Below are 16,606 nucleotides of genomic sequence, written 5' to 3'. Positions count from 1 at the left end.
TACTCCTACGCTGACGGGGACGTCGACGAGGAGGCCGCCGTCGCAGCCTCCGCCGCCATTTCCGTCGGCGAGCCGGCCGCGGCCCCGGTGCCGGGTCCGCGGCTGTACATGACGCTGCCCCGCCCGGGGCGGACCGTTCCCCCGCGCTCACGTTCGCGGGCCTGACCAGGCGTGACCCCCGCACCCTGGGCAGTCCCCCTCGCGTCGTGGCGTTCGGCACGAGGTCTCACGGTCTGAAGCGATAGCCCATGCCGGGCTCGGTGAGCAGGTGGCGGGGGCCGGCCGGATCGGGCTCCAGCTTCCGCCGCAGGCTCGCGAAGTAGATGCGCAGGTAGTTCGTGTTGTTCTCGTGGTCCGGCCCCCGGACGTGCCGCAGGATCTGACGGCTGGTCACCAGCCTGCCCGGCGGGTGCCGCAGCATGACGTCGAGGACGGCCCATTCGGTCGGGGTGAGCCGCAGCTCGTCCTCGTCGCCGTCCGCACGGCGCACGGTGGAGCGGCCCAGGTCGACCGTCCACTCGCCGATGTGCGCGATCAGGGGCGAGGGCTCTTCCGCGGTCGGCCGGCGGAGCACCGCCCGCAGGCGAAGGGGCCGGGGGCGCGAGGTGATGAGGCGCGGAGCCCGCTCGGGGTTGTGACGGCCTGAGGGGCTCCGCGGCGCGCATCGACAGCGACGATGACACCGATGCGCTCCGTCCACTGAAGTCGACCGGTGGCGGTGCGGCCGTGTGGCGCGGCGGCCGGGCCTGCGCTTTCACTCCAACGGAGGCGCGCGCCCCGTGGCGGACGGGCCCGTGCAGCCGACAACGCCTTGGGGCGGCCCCGGCGGGGCCGCCCCAAGGCGTCGCTGTTCCGGCGGTCAGTGCCGGCCGATGTCCTTGATCTTCTCCTTGGCCTCACGCGCATCGCCCACGGCCTGCTCGGCCCGGCCCTCGGCGGTCAGCCGTTCGTTGCCCACGGCCTCGCCGGCGGTCTTCTTGACCTTGCCGACGGTCTGCTCGGTCTTGGCCTTGGCCTTCTCGTTCTCGGCCATGGTGCTCACCTTCTCTGGCTTGACGTCGTGTGCTGTTGGTTCGTCTGACCGGTGAACCGTGCCGCAAACGTGGGCAGTTCGAACGAGAATCACAGGGCGCAGTGTGCCGCGCGGGCGCGTGGGATCGAGGGAAAGGGGCAGCGGGCGCGCACGTGGTTTCCCCGCATCCCGTGAAAGTAACGTGATCTTCGTGTGCTTGCCGGGCCGGGACAAGGGCAGGCGGCGGTCAGGAGGTTGATAACGATGGTTCCCCTGCTTCTGGTTCTGCTTCTGGCCCTGGTGCTGTTCGGTGCGGGCTTCGCCCTGAAGGCGCTGTGGTGGATCGCGGTGATCGTTCTCGTCCTGTGGCTGCTCGGCTTCGTCGCGCGGTCCACCGGGAGCGGCGGCCGCAAGGGCCGCTGGTACCGCTGGTAGAAGTGTCACGCCACCAGCCATGGGGGCCCGGCCGATCTCGGCCGGGCCCCCGCCCGCGTTCGGTGCGGCGGAGCGCGGGCTGCTGGGGCGTGGAGTCGGTGGCGCGGAACGATGGCGAGCACCGGAACGGGACTCCGGTCGTGCGACTGCTCGCCCCGCGCCGTATCCGCGGCCCTGAGGCGCCTGACCCCTGCGGCGTAACCGGACGGCGCCGGAAGCGTGCCTGCGCCCCGGAACGGACCCGGTGAGGAGAATCGGGAGGGGGCAGCGCGGGCGCCGCGCCGTGGGCCCCGGGGACAGCCCGCTCGCCGACCCGGTCCTGTCCGATCGTCAACCCGTTCGAAGGGATTCCATGACCGCCTACGGATACTTCCTGTCCTCGGAGGAGTTCGTCCCCGCGGAACTGCTCGAGCAGGCGCGCATGGCCGAGCAGGCCGGTTTCGAGGCGCTGGCCATCTCCGACCACTTCCACCCATGGAACGACGAACAGGGTCAGAGCCCGTTCGTCTGGTCCATGATCGGAGCGTTGTCCCAGGTGACGTCGTTGCCGATCACGACTTTGGTCACCTGCCCCACCGTCCGCGTCCACCCGGCGATCAACGCCCAGGCCGCCGCGACAGCGGCCGTGCTGACCAACGGGCGGTTCCGTTTCGGTCTGGGGAGCGGGGAGGCCCTCAACGAACACATCTTCGGCGACGCCTGGCCCGAGGCCGCGGAGCGCCTGCAGATGCTCGAGGAGGCCGTGCAGGTCATCAGGAAACTGTCCACCGGAGAGCGCGTCACCCACCACGGAACGCACTACACGGTGCAGAACGCCCGCCTCTACACCGTTCCCGAGGAGCCCGTTCCGCTGTACGTCTCCGGCTTCGGGCCGGAGGCCGCGGCGCTGGCCGGCCGTATCGGGGACGGCTTCGTGACGATGAAGCCCGACGCGACACTGGTGGAGCAGTTCCGTCGGGCCGGCGGAGGGAGCAAGCCGGTCATCGGTGGACTGAAGGTCTGCTGGGACACCGACCGGGCGCGCGCGGTGAGGACCGTGCACCGGCTGTGGCCCAGCGAGCAGCTTCCGGGCGAGCTGGCCCAGATCCTCCCCACCCCGGAGCACTTCGAGCAGGCGGCCACCCTGGTCACCGAGGACATGATCGCCGACGCCGTCGTCTGCGGCGACGCCACGGACGAGCACGTCGCAGCCGTCAGGACCTACTCCGAGGCCGGTTTCGACGAGGTCTACGTCAACCAGATCGGCCCCGACCAGAAGCAGTTCTTCGACTTCTACCGCGCCGAGGTCCTTCCCCGGCTGCGTAAGGGCACGTCCGCCGGCTGACCATGGGCGTCCGCGAGGACCGGGGCGCCGGGCACGGCCTGCCCGGCGCTTCCCACCGAGCGGATTGCGGCGGGTGCCCGCAGGATGGAGCGAAACCGGCCGCGGGCTCCTTCGGGCGCGGGCCGGCGTACAGCCCGGTCCGGAGGGTGCCATGGGTGCCGCCCGGCCCGCGGCCCGCCGCACGACGTATGCGAGGACCATGCGATGGCTGCGACAACCGATGCCCTCACGTCCGTACTGGAGGATGCCCGGCGGGCCCACTCCGCTGTCATCGCGCGCTTCGTGGCCGATCTGGCGGTCACACCGGAGGGGCCGCACCGGCAGGTGCTGGAGGAGCACGTGGCCTACGTGCAGGCCTGCATGACGTTGATGGACGGCTGCCTCCAGCGGTTGCGGGGGCGCCGCGTGCGGCCTGACCTGCTCGGCCCCGCCCGCCGCATCGCCCAGGACGCCGTGCTGGTCGGACGGATGCCCGTGGCCATGGCGTCGCGGATGGGGGCGGCGGCACTGCGCGGGCGCGGGCGGGGGCCGGCGGACGGGAGACGGCTCCTGAGGAACGTGGCTGACGAGTACGGCATCACCGCCCGCGCTCTGGCCGCCAGCCAGGCGGGGGAGACCGTCGCCTCCCATACCGGCGACGACGTCGCCCTCGACCTCTTCGCCGCGCTGCGCCGTGAGGACCAGCAGGTCCTGAAGGTCCTGGGGGCCAGTCTGACCGAACACGCCGCGGCCCTGGCCCGCAGCGGGGGCCAGGGAGCGCCGTTCGGGGGCCTACTCGGCGCGGTCACCCGCAAAGCGGTCTCCGCCTGGGACGGCGCGAGGAGGGACTGGGTGGGCGCGGGCGTCGCCGGTGCGCGGCGGGCGGCGGGCAAGGCGCAGGGGGCCGCGAGCCGGGAGGAGGCCCTGCCCATCGCTCGCTACGGCCGGATGACCGGCGCAGAGATCGCAGGAAGGCTGCACGGCCTGTCGTCCGCGGAACTGGCGTGGGTCGAAGGGTATGAACGTGCCCACGCCAGGCGCCCCGAGGTCCTGCGGGCCGTCGACAAGGCGCGGGCGGCTTCCTCCCCGTCCTGACCGGACGGGCACGGGCGCCGGGACGGAGACCGGGCATGGCCGAGCAGGAACAGGAGACATCCGCTCCATGCTCCCGAATGGCACGGTCCCAGCCCGCGCCCACGCGAGGCCGAAGGGGTCGTCGGGACCTGACGCCCTCCGGTCCGGGCGGCGGGGCCGCGGCGTTGAACGCGGCCGCAGGGGTACCCGAGTCACATGCGATCACTGAACGAAATCCAGCTCGCCGTTTCGCACGACTTGGTGGTCGGCACGTGCAGCTGATCGTGGGTGTGATCCTCGTGGTGGTCCTCGTAGGGGCGGTCGTGGTCGGTCGACGGTACCGGGCGCGGCAGCCGGCTCCTGAGCAGGGCGCCCAGCCGCGGGCCAAGGCGTGGAGCACGCGTGAAGAGCGAGGGACGGCTCCGCGGTCGGACCACGGTCCCGGCCATCAGGACGGCGTCCGCCACGGTCGAACGGAGCGGCGGGAGCCGGACGAATGGCCCGCGGGGGAGCGTCGGCGCCGGCCCCGGGAGATGAAGGGCTTCGGCAACTTCGGCTCGCACGGTGTCGGTGAGGCAGGTGCGCCGGGCGGGAGCGCCCGTGCGGAGCGGGACCCGCGGCCGCCGGCCGACCCGCGATAAAGGCGCCGGCGGCCGCTCCGGTCCGCGGGCGCGCGGGGCCGCTCCGGTGGAGTGGCCTTGCGGCGGACCGGGAGTGGACCTGTCCCACGGCGCTCCCGGCGCCTGCTTTGTGCCGGTTGTCGCGGGTATGCGTCCGTCATGACCGCATACGACGCCGTTCCGTACGTGCCCGACGGGGCCGACGTGTCGGCCCTGCGGGAAGCGGCGGCCGGATGTCGCGGGTGCCCGCTGTACGCGGACGCCACGCAGACCGTCTTCGGGCGGGGCGAGTCGTCGGCGCGGGCGGTCCTGGTGGGGGAGCAGCCGGGGGACCAGGAGGACCGTCAGGGCGAGCCGTTCGTCGGTCCGGCGGGGAAGGTCCTCACCCGCGCGCTGGACGACGCGGGGATCGACCCGGACGACGTGTACGTCACCAACGCGGTCAAGCACTTCAAGTTCACCGTGCCGGAGCGCGGCAAGCGACGCATCCACCAACAGCCGTCACTGCGCGAGGTCTCGGCATGCCGGCCGTGGCTGACGGCCGAGCTCGAACTCATCGCACCGCAGGTGGTGGTGGCCCTCGGCGCCACCGCCGCCAAGGCCCTGATGGGCCCCGACTTCCGGGTGACCCGGCAGCGGGGGAAACTGCTCACCCCGGACCCACCCCTCGACGGGGCGCAGGTGCTCGCGACCGTCCACCCGTCGGCGGTGCTGCGCGCCGGCGAGGGCCGGGAGGCCATGTACGAGAGCCTCGTGACCGATCTGCGCGTGGTCGCCGAGCAGTTGTCCTGACCGCCGCGGGCGGCACCCGAGCGCACCGCGGCCCGGCGGGTCCCACCCCGGCGGGTGTGCGGGATCAGTCCTCGGAGAACCGGATCCGTGCCCACACGGGAAGCACGAACCAGCACAGCAGGTACCAGGCGAGGATCGCCGCCACCAGGTAGGGCACGTACGCGTCGTGGGTGGCGACGCGCAGCACCAGGAGCAGCGCCGAGGTCATGGTGGCCAGCAGGAGGACCAGCCCCACGAAGGTGAGCCGGGAGGCCCAGCGCACGGCCTGGGGCTTGATCCGCTGCCCCGACACCAGGCGGTGGAACGACACCGGGCCGATCAGCGCTCCGGTCGCCGAGGCGCCGAGGACGACCGTCACGAGGTAGATGACCTTCTCGGTGTCGCCGAGTTGCGGGTAGTGCGGGGTGAACACGACCGTCAGCAGGAAGCCGAAGAGGATCTGCACGCCGGTCTGCGCGACGCGCACCTCCTGGATGAGTTCGCCCCACTGACGGTCCGCGCGCTCGTCGTGGGTCTCGTCGCGCCCGCGCCCGGATGCCTTGGGGGAAATGTCCTTGCCGTCGGAACTCATGTCGCCCTCCCGCGTGCCCGATGCCGCCCCTGTCCGGTGCGTGTACCCGGATGCGGCCGGATACCGATCGCAGGCACGGCGTCGCCCCGTCGGGCCGCCTCCGCCTCGACGGGCGGCTCCGACCGCGGCGCCGTCCGGAAGGGCGTCATCGAGATGTCGACAACCCTGGTTGTCGCCCGGTGCCGCGGGCGCCTACAGTGTGGCCCATGCCTGGCATTCACTTCTCATTGCGGATGAGTGAGGAGGAGATCGCCGCGCTCACCGCGGGGGCGGTCGACGGCCTCGTCCGCGAACTCGTCGGTCGCGCGTTCCAGCGCCTGCCCGGGGGCGAGCAGGCGCCAGCTCAGTCGGAAGCCCTGGCGCACCTGCACATGCTGGTCCATCTCCGGCAGGCCATCGAGCGCCTGGAAGAGACCGCCGCGCACGAGGCGGCCGACGCCGGTGCCGGTTACCCGCAGATCGGCAGGGCGTCCAACATGACCCGGCAGGGCGCCCGTCGCCGCTGGCCGGGACTGATCACCCAAGACCCCGCCCCCCACGCCTCCCCGCCCCCCGGAGCCCTCGATGATGATCGCCCCCGTCCGTCCCTTCGACGTGCTGCTGGTGGAGGACGACGCCGCTGACGCCATGCTCATCGAGGACGCCCTCACCGCCTGCGGCGCGCGCAACCTCACCCAGGTGGAGGACGGCGTCGCCGCCCTGGACTACCTGCGGGACACGGCCAGCCGGCGCCCCGACCTGATCGTGCTGGACCTCAACATGCCGCGTATGAACGGCCGCGAGCTGCTGGCCGTCGTCAAGCGCGACGAGGGCCTGCGGACGATCCCGGTCGTGGTCCTGACCACCTCCTCGGCGCCCGACGACGTCAGCGGCGCCTACCGGGAGCACGCGAACGCGTACGTCACCAAGCCCGTCAACCTGGACGACTTCGAGCGCGCCGTGCAGAGCATCGACGCCTTCTACCTCGACACCGTCACCAGGCTCCCGCGGGCGTAGCACCGAAGAGGGCACTTCGCACGCGGGAAAAGAGGGGGAATGCCGCGCTTCGCACGGGGTAGGCGGGTAAAGCGCAGGTAGCGCGGCACACGGGAGCACGTCACAGACGAGGAGGGTTGCTGAGATGCAGATCGCAGTGGCCGACAACGCTGTCAGCGCGACGCAGGACTTCGACGCCGTCGACGGGCTGCCCGAGGTGTCCGGCACGATGACGGCCCCGGAGGTCCGGCAGGTCTCCAAGGTGATGTTCGCCCGCCTGCAGACGCTGGAAGAGGGCACCGCCGACTACCAGTACGTCCGCAACACGCTGATCGAGATGAACACGGCGCTGGTGCATTTCGCGGCCCGCCGCTTCTCCCAGCGCGCGGACCAGATGGAGGACATCCTGCAGGTCGGCACGATCGGCCTGATCAAGGCGGTCGACCGGTTCGACCCCGACTACGGGGTGGAGTTCGTGACCTTCGCACTGCCGACCATCCTGGGGGAGATGAAGCGGTTCTTCCGCGACACCAGCTGGTCGGTCCACGTACCGCGGCGGCTCCAGGAGCTGCGAATCGACCTGGCCAAGGCCACCGACCTCCTGGCGGTCGAGCTGGACCGGGCGCCCACGGTCGCCGAGCTCGCGGCCCGGCTGGAGATCGGCGAGGACGAGGTCGTGGAGGCGATGACGGCCGCCAACGCCTATTCCGCCGCCTCCCTGGACGCCCCGGCCACCGAGGAGGGCGACCACGGGAGCGCGTGGGCGGACCGGCTGGGCTACGACGACGGCGCCTTCGGCAAGGTGGAGGAGATCGAGGCGGTCAAGCCGCTGATCCGGCAGCTGTCCGAGCGGGAACGGCTGATCCTCTCGCTGCGCTTCGTGCAGGACATGACCCAGGCGCAGATCGGTGCCGAGCTGGGAGTCTCCCAGATGCAGGTTTCCCGTCTCCTGACCCGGATCCTGGGCCGTCTGCGCACCCGGGCGCTGCAGTAGCCGGCGCTTCCCTCACGCCGGGGCCCCGTACCGGGGCCTCATGCGGCGCGGCAGGGCCGTCATCGCGGCAGGGCCGCATGGACGGCGTCCGGCATCGTGCGGGTGATCTCGTCGCCGAGCCGCTCGAACTCCCTGCGGAGGAAGGGGTCGGCGAGCCGTGCCGCGCCGTGGAAGCGGATCGTGGCGTTGTAGGTGATCCGGGTGCCGGTGTCCGTGGGCTCGAAGGTGAGGTCGTCGGTGGAGGTGGCGGTCCTGTTGGTCCCGACGAACGTGAGGCGGCCGGCCTCGCGGCGTTCCAGCCGGTAGTCCAGCTGGGTGCGGCGACCGCGGAACAGCGAGACGTTGTGCCACGTGGCGCCCTCGGCCGGTTCGCCCCGGCCGTGGGTCCGGGTGCATTCCCGGGTGCCGGGGTCCCAGTCGACGGCGTGCGCGAAGTCCGCGAGATAGTCGACCACGTCGGTCAGTTGCCGGGAGACGGTGAAGGAACGGCGGATCTGGACCATGGCGCTCTCCTGAGCTCGAGAAGGCCTTGCGGCCCTCGTGCCCGCCCGTCCGCGGTGGCATGCCGTCCGCCCGGCCGCCGCGCCGCAACGGCTCGCCGCGCGAGGTGGGGAGCCACCTCCGGATGCATCGGGACGTGTGCGTACCTAGCATGACAGAGAGGCCTGTGGGGAACCACGGACGAGGCCGTTGCCCGGATGACGGGCGCATCTCCCTCCACACGGAGCGCACGCGCGATGCGGAAGGCACGAAGCCGTGCGCACCGGTCCCGCGGCGATGGGCGGCCGGTAGCCGGGCTCAGGACAAGGAGAAGCCCGAAAATGACCGACTTGAGCGGGCGCAGCGCCCTCGTCACCGGCTCGACCTCCGGAATCGGTGAGGCCATCGCCGCCGCCCTGGCGGCGGCGGGAGCCGATGTCGTCGTCAACGGGCGCAGTCCGGAGCGAGTGGCCGAAGTGGCCGAGGAGTTGGGAGTGCGCGGCATCGCCGCCGATGTCGGCGACGCCGGCGGGACCGCGGCCCTCGTGGAGCAACTGCCGGACGTCGACATCCTGGTCAACAGCGCGGGGGTGTTCCGCACCCAGCCGGTCTTCGAGATCCCCGACGACGAGTGGCTCCGGTTCTACGAGGTCAACGTGCTTTCGGGGGTACGCCTGTCACGGCACTACACACCGCGCATGGTCTCCCGCGGCTGGGGGCGGGTCGTCTTCGTGAGCAGTGAGGCCGGAATCCAGACGCCGACGGACATGGTGCACTACGGGGTCACGAAATCAGCGCAGTTGGCGCTGTCACGGGGAACGGCCCAGGAGGTCGCCGGCACGGGCGTCACCGTCAACTGCGTGCTGCCGGGGCCGACCCTCACCAAGGGCGTGGAATCCATGCTGTCCCGGCTGTACCCGGACCTGGCCGACGACGAGCGAGAACGCCGGTACGTGGCCTCGGGACGCGCCGCGACGTCGCTCCTGAAGCGTCTGATACGGCCGGAGGAAGTGGCCAGCCTGGTCGCGTATGTGGTGTCCGACCAGGCCTCGGCGACGACCGGTGCGGCACTGAGCGTGGACGGCGGCCTGACGCCCACGATCTTTCCCTGACCCCCTCCGGCCGACGCAGGCTCCCGTGGTTCGCCCGGCGGGGACGAAGTGGCCATCGTGAAGGGACACGTCATGAAACTCGATCACATCCTCCCGGCGCGCATCGGATTCGGCAGTGCGCCGCTCGGGAACATGTTCCGGGCTGTTCCCGACGAAGAGGCCGCGGCGACGGTCGACGCCGCCTGGGAGGACGGCACGCGCTACTTCGACACCGCGCCCTTCTACGGCTCCGGCCTGGCGGAGATACGCCTCGGTGAGCCACTGTCCGGGCGCCCGCGTGACGAGTACGTGCTGAGCACCAAAGTGGGACGTGTCATCCTCGACGAGACGGAGGATCCCGCCGCACGGGACCTGGGCGAGAAGGGCAACCTCTTCGAGTTCGGCCGCCCGAACAAGATGGTCCACGAGTGGACGGCCGACGCCACCGAGCGCTCGATCGAGGGCAGCCTGAAACGGCTGCGGACCGACCGCCTGGACATCGTCTGGGTGCACGACATCGCCCAGGACTTCCACGGTGACGTATGGCTGCAGAAGTTCGAAGAGGCCCGCACGGGCGCCTTCCGGGTGCTGACCCGGCTGCGTGACGAGGGCGTCATCAAGGCCTGGGGGCTGGGCGTCAATCGCACCGAGCCCATCGAGCTCACCCTCGCGCTCGAGGAGCCGCAGCCGGACGGGTTCCTGCTGGCCGGCCGGTACTCGCTGCTCGACCACGCGCACGCGCTGCAGCGGCTGCTGCCCATGGCCGAGGAACAGGGCGTGGGGATGGTCGTCGGAGGCCCCTACAGCTCCGGCATCCTCGCCGGCGGCAGCCACTTCGAGTACGTGGAGGCGCCGCCCGAGATCGTGGAGAAGGTCCGGCGGCTCAAGCAGCTCACCGACGAGCACGGCGTGAGCATCAAGGCCGCGGCCCTGCACTTCTCCCTCGCCCATCCCGTCTCCGCCGCGGTGATCCCCGGCGCGACCAAGCCCCGTCACACCGTCGAGGACCGCGCCGCGTTCCACGAGGACGTCCCCGCGGACTTCTGGTCCGCCCTGCGTGCCTCCGGCCTGGTCAGCCCCCTGGCGCCACTGCCGGGCGGGGCGTAGACCCCGCAGTCCGCCAACCCCCTTCCGACCAGAGCCCGGAGGTACCTCATGGCTTCGACCTCGGTGAGCAGGATCGTCCCGGCCTCGCCGGACCGCGTGTGGCAACTGGTGGGCGGCTTCGGTTCGTTGCCCGACTGGCTGCCCTACATCCCGAGCAGCACCCTGGAGGAGGGCGGCCGCACCCGGCGGCTGGCCAACCCCAACGGCGAGGTCATCGTCGAACGCCTCATCGCGTTCAACGAGGACGAGCGCCAGTACAGTTACGCCATCCTTCAGGCACCGTTCCCGGTCGTGGACTACCTTTCCACCCTGCGCGTCCACGCCGTCAGCGGCAACGACGACATCGCCGAGGTCCAGTGGTCGGGCCGTTTCGTCGCCGAGGGAGCGAGCGACGACGAGGTGGTGGCGCTGTTCACCGGCATCTACCGCGACGGGCTGGAGGCCCTGGACAAGGCGCTGGGCTGAGGACCGCTGTCGTGGTAGCCGAGTTCGAGCCAGCGGGTGCGGGTGCTCCAGGAGCCGAGGTCGGGGGTGTCGGCCAGGACGTCGTGCCAGGGCCGGGCACCGGAAGGGTCCGCGTCGGTGTGCGCGGCCGGCGGACGGCCGGGGCGCCCGGCCCAGAGCCGCACTCCCGACCGCGCCTCGGACTCGCGGACCGGCTCCCACATGCCCAACGAGAACATGCCGGCGAGCTGGTGCACGGCGATGAAGCTGGGCAGGCCGCTCTCGGGGTCCCCCGGGTCCGGGCGATCGGTGAGGGCGTGCCACAGGATGTACGGGTTGGGCAGCCGGACATCGGGCCGGAAGTGGTACACGAGCCGTTCCAGCCTGATCGAGCCGATGCGCGGCAGTCGCACCCGGGTGAGCGGGACGACCTCGCGTTTGCCGCCGGTCCAGGTCAGCGTCTGGTTCCGGCCCCTGTAGCCCGGCTCGCCGAAGACCGTGACATGGAGGTGTTCCCGGCGATCGGACCGGCGGTTGTGCAGCAGCCCCGCGCCGACGGCGCCGCCCACGGAGGCCAGACCCGCGAGGAGGATTGCGGTCTTGCGTTTCATCGGGACGCGCCACCTGTCTTCCGATGGGACGGGCCCGCCCATCATGCGCCACCGAGGGCTCATGGATCCACCGTCAGGCCGGGGGCAGGGGTGACCTTCATGGGGTCCCCACATTCCGCCGTCCGCGCCGCCGTCCCGCCCAACGCCGGTCACGGGCGATCTGCTGGTCGGTCGTGCCGACCGTGCGGGCCCCCGGTTCTCCGGGGGCCCGCACGGTGCGCCGCTCCTGGCGTGTCAGGTGGGTCAGGAGCGGGCGACGGCCGTCCGCGTGTCGCCCTGGGCCCGGGCGAGACGCTCGGCGGCCTCCTCGGCGGTGAAGCCGGCGAGGAGCATGACGATGGCGGTCTTGGCGTGGCCGCCCGCCGCGTCGAGGGCCTGGGCGGCGGTGTCCGTGTCGGCGCCGGTGGCCTGGGAGACCATGCGGCGGGCCCGGTCCACGAGCTTGTCGTTGGTCGCCCGCATGTCGACCATCAGGTTCCCGTAGACCTTGCCCAGACGCACCATCGAGGCGGTCGAGAGCATGTTGCAGACCATCTTCTCGGCGGTGCCGCCCTTGAGGCGGGTCGAGCCGGTGAGGACCTCGGGGCCGGTGACGACCTCGATGGGGATGTCGGCGTAGCGGCTGACGAGGGCGTCGCGGTTGCAGGCCACCGACACCGTGACGGCGCCCGCGGCCGCGGCGCGCTGCAGGCCGCCGACGACGTAGGGGGTGCGGCCGCTCGCGGCGAGGCCGACGACCGTGTCCCGCTCGTTCACGCCGATCCCGTCGAGGTCGGCGACCGCCCGCGCGGGCTCGTCCTCGGCGCCTTCGACGGCCACGATGAAGGCTCCCGGGCCGCCGGCGAGTAGACCCACGACCTGCTCGGGCGGGGTCCCGAAGGTGGGCGGGCACTCGACGGCGTCGAGCAGGCCGATGCGGCCGCTGGTGCCGGCGCCGAGGTAGATCAGCCGGCCGCCCCGGCGCAGCGACTCCGTGATCGCCTCGACGGCGTCACCGATCTGCGGGAGCGCGTCGCGTACCGCGAGGGCGACGGTCTGGTCCTCGGCGTTCATGACCGAGAGCAGTTCGGAGACCGGCATGCGGTCCAGTTCGGCGGTCCGGTCGTTGCGGATCTCGGTGCCGAGAGTGCCGAGAGTGCCGAGTGCGGTGAGGTCCACGGCGCGGTCGTCCTTTCAGGGGCGGTGCTCATGGTGGTGCTCGGGGATGGCCTGCGGTCAGTCGGCGGCCGGAGGGCGGCGCGGCGGCTGAGGGCGTTTGCGGCGCTGGACAGCCCCGTAGGTCTTCTGCAGCGCGGCGGTCGTGGCGTCGTAGGAACGCTGGGCCACGCCGACGAACAGGCAGTCGATGAGGGCGAGTTGGGCGATCCGGCTGACGGTCGCACCGGACCGGAAGGGGGTCTCCCGGGCGCAGGTCGTCAGCACGAGTTCCGCGCTCTCCGCCAGGGTGGAGCGCGCGACGTTGGTGAGGGCGATGGTGGTGGCGCCGCGTTCGGCGGCGGCCTGGAGGGGTTCGACGGTGTCCTCGGTCTCCCCGGAGTGGGAGATGGCCAGGGCCACGTCCCCGGGTCCGAGCAGGGCCGCCGCCGTGAGGGCGGCGTGCCGGTCGGTCCAGATGAAGGCCATGTGACCGATGCGGTGCAGCTTCTGGTGCAGGTCCTGGCCGACGAAGGCGCTGGCACCGATGCCGAAGATGTCGATCCGCCGGGCGCCCGCGACGGCGTCGACCGCGCGGCCCAGGGCCGCGATGTCGAGCTCGGCCCCGGAGTCCTCCAGGGCGCGGACCTCGTTGTAGACGATCTTGCTGACGATCTGGTCGAGCGTGTCGGTGGCGCTGATGTCGGTGCCCGGGGCCGGACGCTCGCCGCCGAGCGCGTGCTCGCGGGCAGCGGCCGCGGCGAGCGCCAGGCGCAGCTGCGGGTAGTTGGTGATCCCTATCGCCCGGCAGAACCGCATCACCGTGGCGACCGAGGTGTCGGCCCGCTCGCCCAGGGCGCTGATGGACAGCTCGGACGCCTGGCCCGGATCGGCCAGGACGGCGTCGGCCACCCGGCGTTCCGAAGGTGCCAGGGACGGCAGCGCCGCGCGGATGCGCGCCAAGGTGCCGCCGGCGGCATCGTCCGTGGACTGTGCCGGTGTGCGGGGTGGTTCCTGGCGGGCCATGGGCCGGGGTCCCTCCTGGTGGCGTGGGCGACACATTAACCACCCATCTGGGGTGCGTCAAAAATTTACGAATCGCATTACGCGAAGTTACTTATTGACATACGGAGGTCGGCCTTCCGATACTCGCTGCACCGCGATCCGCGCCGGTCACCCGGCCTTCCGGCTGTCCCGTGACCGCCCGACGCGTCGGATCCCTGCAGACACGAAGGCGTGCCGAATGACAGCAGCAGTGGCGGTGGACCTGGGCAAGACCGGCTGCCGTGCCGTGCTGTGGACCGGCGGCACCGCAGACGCCGGACTCGCCCACGACGTCCACGAGGTGCCCGGGGCCCCCGGGCTCGCCGCCGACAACGGCGTGGCCGCGGCCCGTGCCGCCGTCCGTGCGGCCGTCCTCCCGCTGCTCCCGCGCCTCCAGGGCGAGCACGGCGGCCGGCTGGACGCGGTCTGTGTGGGCGCGGCCGGGGCGGCTACCGCTCCGGAGGCGGCCCGCGCCCTGGCCGCACTGCTCATCGAGGACCTGCCCGCCGACGAAGTGGCCGTCACCAGCGACGCCGTCACCGCTCACGCCGGCGCCCTGGGCGGCCGCACCGGCGTGGTGCTGGCGATCGGCACCGGTTCCGTCGCCATCGGCATCGGGGAGGACGGCTCGTACGCCCGCGTCGACGGCTGGGGACCCTGGCTGGGTGACGAGGGCAGCGGCGCCTGGATCGGCGCCGCGGGCCTGCGGGCCGCGCTCCGCGCCCACGACGGCCGTGGACCGCACACCGCGCTCCTGGCCGCGGCCGCCGAGCGCTTCGGCGACCCCGACCGGCTGCCCGCGGCCCTGGGCCGGGACGGGAATCCCGCCCGCACCGCGGCGTCCTTCGCCCCGCAGGTGGCCCGCGCCGCCGCCGCGGGCGACGACATCGCCACCACGATCGTCCGTGACGCAGCCGCCGCTCTCGGCGAGGCCGCGCTCACGGCCGCCCGCCGCATTGCCGGCGGCGACGCCCTCCCGGTCACCGTCACCGGCGGACTGACCGGTCTCGGCGAACCGCTCACCGGACCGCTCACCGCGGCACTCACCGGTTCCCCGCGCCCGCTCCACCTGCGCCCCCCGCTCGGGGACCCGCTGGACGGCGCACGCCTGCTGGCGCTCGACGCCTCGGCACCGCACGAACCCCACGTCGCCCGCCTGCGGCGGACGACGGCCCTCCCCACTGTCCCCACCCCGCCGGTGACCTCGCCGGCCGTTATTCAGGAGTGAGCGTGCGCCAACTCGACCTCGTGGTGGTCGTCGTCTATCTGATCGCGATCGCGGTGATCGGACTGCGCAAGGCCGGACGGCAGAAAACGGCGAAGGACTACTTCGTCGGCGAAGGCCACATGCCGTGGTGGGCGGTCTCGTTCTCCGTCGTGGCGACCGAGACCAGCGTGCTCACCGTCATCAGCGTGCCCGGCGGTGCCTACAGCGGCCAGGGCTTCGGCAACGTCGAACTCGCCCTCGGCTACGTGATCGGCCGCGTCATCGTGGCCACCGTGCTGATCCCGCTGTACAAGCGCGGTGGATTCGTCAGCGCCTACCAGTACCTGGGCAGCAGATTCGGGCTGAAACTCCAGGGCCTGGCCTCGGTGACGTTCGTCTTCACCCGGCTCCTGGCCGAAGGCGTCCGGCTCTTCGCCTCGGCGATCCCGATCAAGCTGCTGCTCGACGAGTTCGGTGTGCACGCCGGCTACCGCGTCATCATCATCGTGCTCACGGTGATCACCGTGGTCTACACCTACCTCGGCGGCATCAAGGCGGTCATCTGGACCGACGCCATCCAGATGGGCCTGTACCTGGGCGGCGCGATCCTCGCCATCGCCGTGCTCTCCGGCCACGTCGGCGGCGCCGGCTTCTCCAGCGCCCTGCACTCGGGCCACTTCAAGCTCTTCGACACCAACTTCGACTTCGCGCACATCCTCACCAGCCCGTTCGCCCTGCCGACCGCGATCATCGGCGGCGCGATCTTCGCGATGGCCAGCCACGGCTCCGACCAGCTGATCGTCCAGCGCATCCTGACCACCCGCACGCTGCGCGACGGCCAGAAGGCCATGATCGCCTCCGGCGTCTTCGTCACCGTGCAGTTCGCGGCCTTCTCTCTGGTCGGCGCGCTCCTGTGGTCGTACAACAAGGGCAAGGGCTTCGCGGACCTGGGTCTGGCCAGCTCCGACAACCTCTACCCGAACTTCATCCTGCACGGCCTGCCCGTGGTGATCTCGGGCCTGCTGGTGGCCGGCATCCTCGGCGCCGCGATGGGCTCGCTGTCCTCGGCGCTGAACTCGATGTCGAACTCGACGGTGTCGGACATCATCCACAGCTTCTTCCGCAGCTCGCCCTCCGAGGAGAACCTGCTCAAGCTCGCCCGGGTGATGACCCTGGTGTGGGCGGTGCTCATGGCCGTCTTCGCCTGCGCCTTCAGCGCGAACACGGGCAACGTCTATCTGACCGGTCTGACCATCGCGGGCTACACCTACGGTGCCCTGCTCGGCGCGTTCCTGCTCGGACGGCTCATCCGGCGCGCCAACGAGATCGACTCCATCGTGGCGTTCCTGGTGACGGTGGGTGTGATGACGTACATCGTGCGCGGTGTGAAGATCGACGTCACCGTGGCCGGCGCCACCGTGCCGACGGCGATCGCCGCCCAGTGGCTGGTGCCCATCGGCGTGGTGGTCACCCTGGTCGTCGGCGGCGTGATGAGCCTGTTCCACCGGGCCCCCGAGACCGCCGCGGTCCCCGCGGGCGACGCCGAGCCGGGCTCCGGCCCGGACCGCGTCGCGGCGGCCGTCGGCCGGGAGTGACGACGCCCCTGCCGTGAAGTGCGGGGCCGCCCGTCCCGGCGGCCCCGCACGCCCCCGTTCAGCACCAGCGAAGGGACAAGGGAGAAGTCATGCCGAACCGGCCCGGCCCGCGGCACC

Annotated in this window: 20 protein-coding genes; 12 read left to right on the top strand and 8 right to left on the bottom strand. The window is 71.9% G+C overall.

Going from position 1 to position 16,606, the window contains the following annotated elements; translation table 11 throughout:
• Window positions 1-226 precede the first annotated feature (226 nt).
• Both PV364_RS01485 and PV364_RS01480 read right to left on the bottom strand, forming a co-directional pair.
• Complete coding sequence (locus tag PV364_RS01485; protein WP_319657696.1) at window positions 227-574, bottom strand: winged helix-turn-helix domain-containing protein; 348 nt, start codon at window positions 572-574, stop codon at window positions 227-229.
• 285 nt (window positions 575-859) lie between these two features.
• Complete coding sequence (locus tag PV364_RS01480) at window positions 860-1,033, bottom strand: CsbD family protein (RefSeq protein WP_319657695.1); 174 nt, start codon at window positions 1,031-1,033, stop codon at window positions 860-862.
• A 243-nt stretch (window positions 1,034-1,276) separates the two neighbouring features.
• Between PV364_RS01480 and PV364_RS01475 the strand changes: the two genes are divergently transcribed.
• From PV364_RS01475 to PV364_RS01460, 5 genes are all read left to right on the top strand, one after another.
• Window positions 1,277-1,447 carry a DUF5670 family protein gene (locus tag PV364_RS01475; RefSeq protein ID WP_319657694.1) on the top strand — a complete coding sequence of 57 codons (171 nt, stop codon included), beginning with the start codon at window positions 1,277-1,279 and terminating at the stop codon, window positions 1,445-1,447.
• Between the two features lie 352 nt (window positions 1,448-1,799).
• A complete protein-coding gene (locus PV364_RS01470) occupies window positions 1,800-2,771 on the top strand; it encodes a TIGR03557 family F420-dependent LLM class oxidoreductase (RefSeq protein WP_319657693.1) in 972 nt (323 codons plus the stop codon).
• Window positions 2,772-2,975: 204 nt separating this feature from the next.
• Window positions 2,976-3,845 carry a hypothetical protein gene (locus PV364_RS01465; protein WP_319657692.1) on the top strand — a complete coding sequence of 290 codons (870 nt, stop codon included), beginning with the start codon at window positions 2,976-2,978 and terminating at the stop codon, window positions 3,843-3,845.
• 35 nt (window positions 3,846-3,880) lie between these two features.
• A complete protein-coding gene (locus PV364_RS41190; RefSeq protein ID WP_415924515.1) occupies window positions 3,881-4,465 on the top strand; it encodes a DUF6479 family protein in 585 nt (194 codons plus the stop codon).
• A gap of 138 nt (window positions 4,466-4,603) precedes the next feature.
• On the top strand, window positions 4,604-5,236 hold the full coding sequence (locus tag PV364_RS01460) for a UdgX family uracil-DNA binding protein (RefSeq protein ID WP_319657691.1): 633 nt from the start codon (window positions 4,604-4,606) through the stop codon (window positions 5,234-5,236).
• 64 nt (window positions 5,237-5,300) lie between these two features.
• Here PV364_RS01460 and PV364_RS01455 read toward each other — a convergent pair whose 3' ends face one another.
• Window positions 5,301-5,807 carry a DUF6328 family protein gene (locus PV364_RS01455; RefSeq protein ID WP_319657690.1) on the bottom strand — a complete coding sequence of 169 codons (507 nt, stop codon included), beginning with the start codon at window positions 5,805-5,807 and terminating at the stop codon, window positions 5,301-5,303.
• A gap of 224 nt (window positions 5,808-6,031) precedes the next feature.
• Window positions 6,032-6,331, bottom strand: coding sequence for a hypothetical protein (locus tag PV364_RS01450; protein WP_319657689.1), 300 nt, complete (start codon window positions 6,329-6,331; stop codon window positions 6,032-6,034).
• 40 nt (window positions 6,332-6,371) lie between these two features.
• Here PV364_RS01450 and PV364_RS01445 point away from each other — a divergent pair, with 40 nt between their 5' ends.
• Window positions 6,372-6,803 (top strand): response regulator, encoded by a 432-nt coding sequence (locus PV364_RS01445; protein ID WP_319657688.1) that lies wholly within the window; start codon window positions 6,372-6,374, stop codon window positions 6,801-6,803.
• 124 nt (window positions 6,804-6,927) lie between these two features.
• Window positions 6,928-7,776, top strand: a complete 849-nt coding sequence (locus PV364_RS01440) for an RNA polymerase sigma factor SigF (protein ID WP_319657687.1) — start codon at window positions 6,928-6,930, stop codon at window positions 7,774-7,776.
• 59 nt (window positions 7,777-7,835) lie between these two features.
• On the opposite strand, the gene PV364_RS01435 is transcribed toward PV364_RS01440, so the two are convergent.
• Complete coding sequence (locus PV364_RS01435) at window positions 7,836-8,279, bottom strand: SRPBCC family protein (protein ID WP_319657686.1); 444 nt, start codon at window positions 8,277-8,279, stop codon at window positions 7,836-7,838.
• Between the two features lie 318 nt (window positions 8,280-8,597).
• Between PV364_RS01435 and PV364_RS01430 the strand changes: the two genes are divergently transcribed.
• From PV364_RS01430 to PV364_RS01420, 3 genes are all read left to right on the top strand, one after another.
• Window positions 8,598-9,368: an SDR family oxidoreductase gene (locus PV364_RS01430; protein WP_319657685.1), complete on the top strand. Its 771-nt coding sequence runs from the start codon at window positions 8,598-8,600 to the stop codon at window positions 9,366-9,368.
• 72 nt (window positions 9,369-9,440) lie between these two features.
• Complete coding sequence (locus tag PV364_RS01425; RefSeq protein ID WP_319657684.1) at window positions 9,441-10,454, top strand: aldo/keto reductase; 1,014 nt, start codon at window positions 9,441-9,443, stop codon at window positions 10,452-10,454.
• A 48-nt stretch (window positions 10,455-10,502) separates the two neighbouring features.
• Complete coding sequence (locus PV364_RS01420) at window positions 10,503-10,919, top strand: SRPBCC family protein (protein ID WP_319657683.1); 417 nt, start codon at window positions 10,503-10,505, stop codon at window positions 10,917-10,919.
• Here PV364_RS01420 and PV364_RS01415 read toward each other — a convergent pair.
• The 3 genes from PV364_RS01415 to PV364_RS01405 form a co-directional block, all read right to left on the bottom strand.
• Window positions 10,877-11,509 carry a hypothetical protein gene (locus tag PV364_RS01415; protein ID WP_319657682.1) on the bottom strand — a complete coding sequence of 211 codons (633 nt, stop codon included), beginning with the start codon at window positions 11,507-11,509 and terminating at the stop codon, window positions 10,877-10,879. The genes PV364_RS01420 and PV364_RS01415 overlap by 43 nt on opposite strands.
• 243 nt (window positions 11,510-11,752) lie before the next feature.
• The gene (gene murQ / locus PV364_RS01410; RefSeq protein WP_319657681.1) at window positions 11,753-12,667 is read right to left on the bottom strand and encodes an N-acetylmuramic acid 6-phosphate etherase; all 915 of its coding nucleotides are present in this window, start codon (window positions 12,665-12,667) and stop codon (window positions 11,753-11,755) included.
• 57 nt (window positions 12,668-12,724) lie between these two features.
• Window positions 12,725-13,669, bottom strand: coding sequence for a MurR/RpiR family transcriptional regulator (locus tag PV364_RS01405; RefSeq protein WP_319657680.1), 945 nt, complete (start codon window positions 13,667-13,669; stop codon window positions 12,725-12,727).
• A gap of 217 nt (window positions 13,670-13,886) precedes the next feature.
• Between PV364_RS01405 and PV364_RS01400 the strand changes: the two genes are divergently transcribed.
• Entirely contained in the window at window positions 13,887-14,915 is a 1,029-nt protein-coding gene (locus PV364_RS01400) for an N-acetylglucosamine kinase (protein ID WP_319657679.1), read from the top strand.
• Between the two features lie 2 nt (window positions 14,916-14,917).
• Entirely contained in the window at window positions 14,918-16,489 is a 1,572-nt protein-coding gene (locus PV364_RS01395) for a sodium:solute symporter (protein ID WP_319657678.1), read from the top strand.
• Window positions 16,490-16,606: the final 117 nt, after the last annotated feature.

Origin of the sequence: Streptomyces sp. MI02-7b (genome assembly GCF_033793585.1) — a bacterium.
Classification (GTDB): Bacteria; Actinomycetota; Actinomycetes; order Streptomycetales; family Streptomycetaceae; genus Actinacidiphila.
This window is presented reverse-complemented; position numbering and strand designations above follow the sequence as displayed.

Coding starts and splice junctions, on each gene's coding strand:
- PV364_RS01480 (WP_319657695.1), bottom strand. CDS start 1,033: ATGGCCGAGAACGAGAAGGCCAAGGCCAAGACCGAGCAGACCGTCGGC.
- PV364_RS01475 (WP_319657694.1), top strand. CDS start 1,277: ATGGTTCCCCTGCTTCTGGTTCTGCTTCTGGCCCTGGTGCTGTTCGGT.
- PV364_RS01470 (WP_319657693.1), top strand. CDS start 1,800: ATGACCGCCTACGGATACTTCCTGTCCTCGGAGGAGTTCGTCCCCGCG.
- PV364_RS01465 (WP_319657692.1), top strand. CDS start 2,976: ATGGCTGCGACAACCGATGCCCTCACGTCCGTACTGGAGGATGCCCGG.
- PV364_RS41190 (WP_415924515.1), top strand. CDS start 3,881: ATGGCCGAGCAGGAACAGGAGACATCCGCTCCATGCTCCCGAATGGCA.
- PV364_RS01460 (WP_319657691.1), top strand. CDS start 4,604: ATGACCGCATACGACGCCGTTCCGTACGTGCCCGACGGGGCCGACGTG.
- PV364_RS01455 (WP_319657690.1), bottom strand. CDS start 5,807: ATGAGTTCCGACGGCAAGGACATTTCCCCCAAGGCATCCGGGCGCGGG.
- PV364_RS01445 (WP_319657688.1), top strand. CDS start 6,372: ATGATGATCGCCCCCGTCCGTCCCTTCGACGTGCTGCTGGTGGAGGAC.
- PV364_RS01440 (WP_319657687.1), top strand. CDS start 6,928: ATGCAGATCGCAGTGGCCGACAACGCTGTCAGCGCGACGCAGGACTTC.
- PV364_RS01435 (WP_319657686.1), bottom strand. CDS start 8,279: ATGGTCCAGATCCGCCGTTCCTTCACCGTCTCCCGGCAACTGACCGAC.
- PV364_RS01430 (WP_319657685.1), top strand. CDS start 8,598: ATGACCGACTTGAGCGGGCGCAGCGCCCTCGTCACCGGCTCGACCTCC.
- PV364_RS01425 (WP_319657684.1), top strand. CDS start 9,441: ATGAAACTCGATCACATCCTCCCGGCGCGCATCGGATTCGGCAGTGCG.
- PV364_RS01420 (WP_319657683.1), top strand. CDS start 10,503: ATGGCTTCGACCTCGGTGAGCAGGATCGTCCCGGCCTCGCCGGACCGC.
- PV364_RS01415 (WP_319657682.1), bottom strand. CDS start 11,509: ATGAAACGCAAGACCGCAATCCTCCTCGCGGGTCTGGCCTCCGTGGGC.
- PV364_RS01405 (WP_319657680.1), bottom strand. CDS start 13,669: ATGGCCCGCCAGGAACCACCCCGCACACCGGCACAGTCCACGGACGAT.
- PV364_RS01400 (WP_319657679.1), top strand. CDS start 13,887: ATGACAGCAGCAGTGGCGGTGGACCTGGGCAAGACCGGCTGCCGTGCC.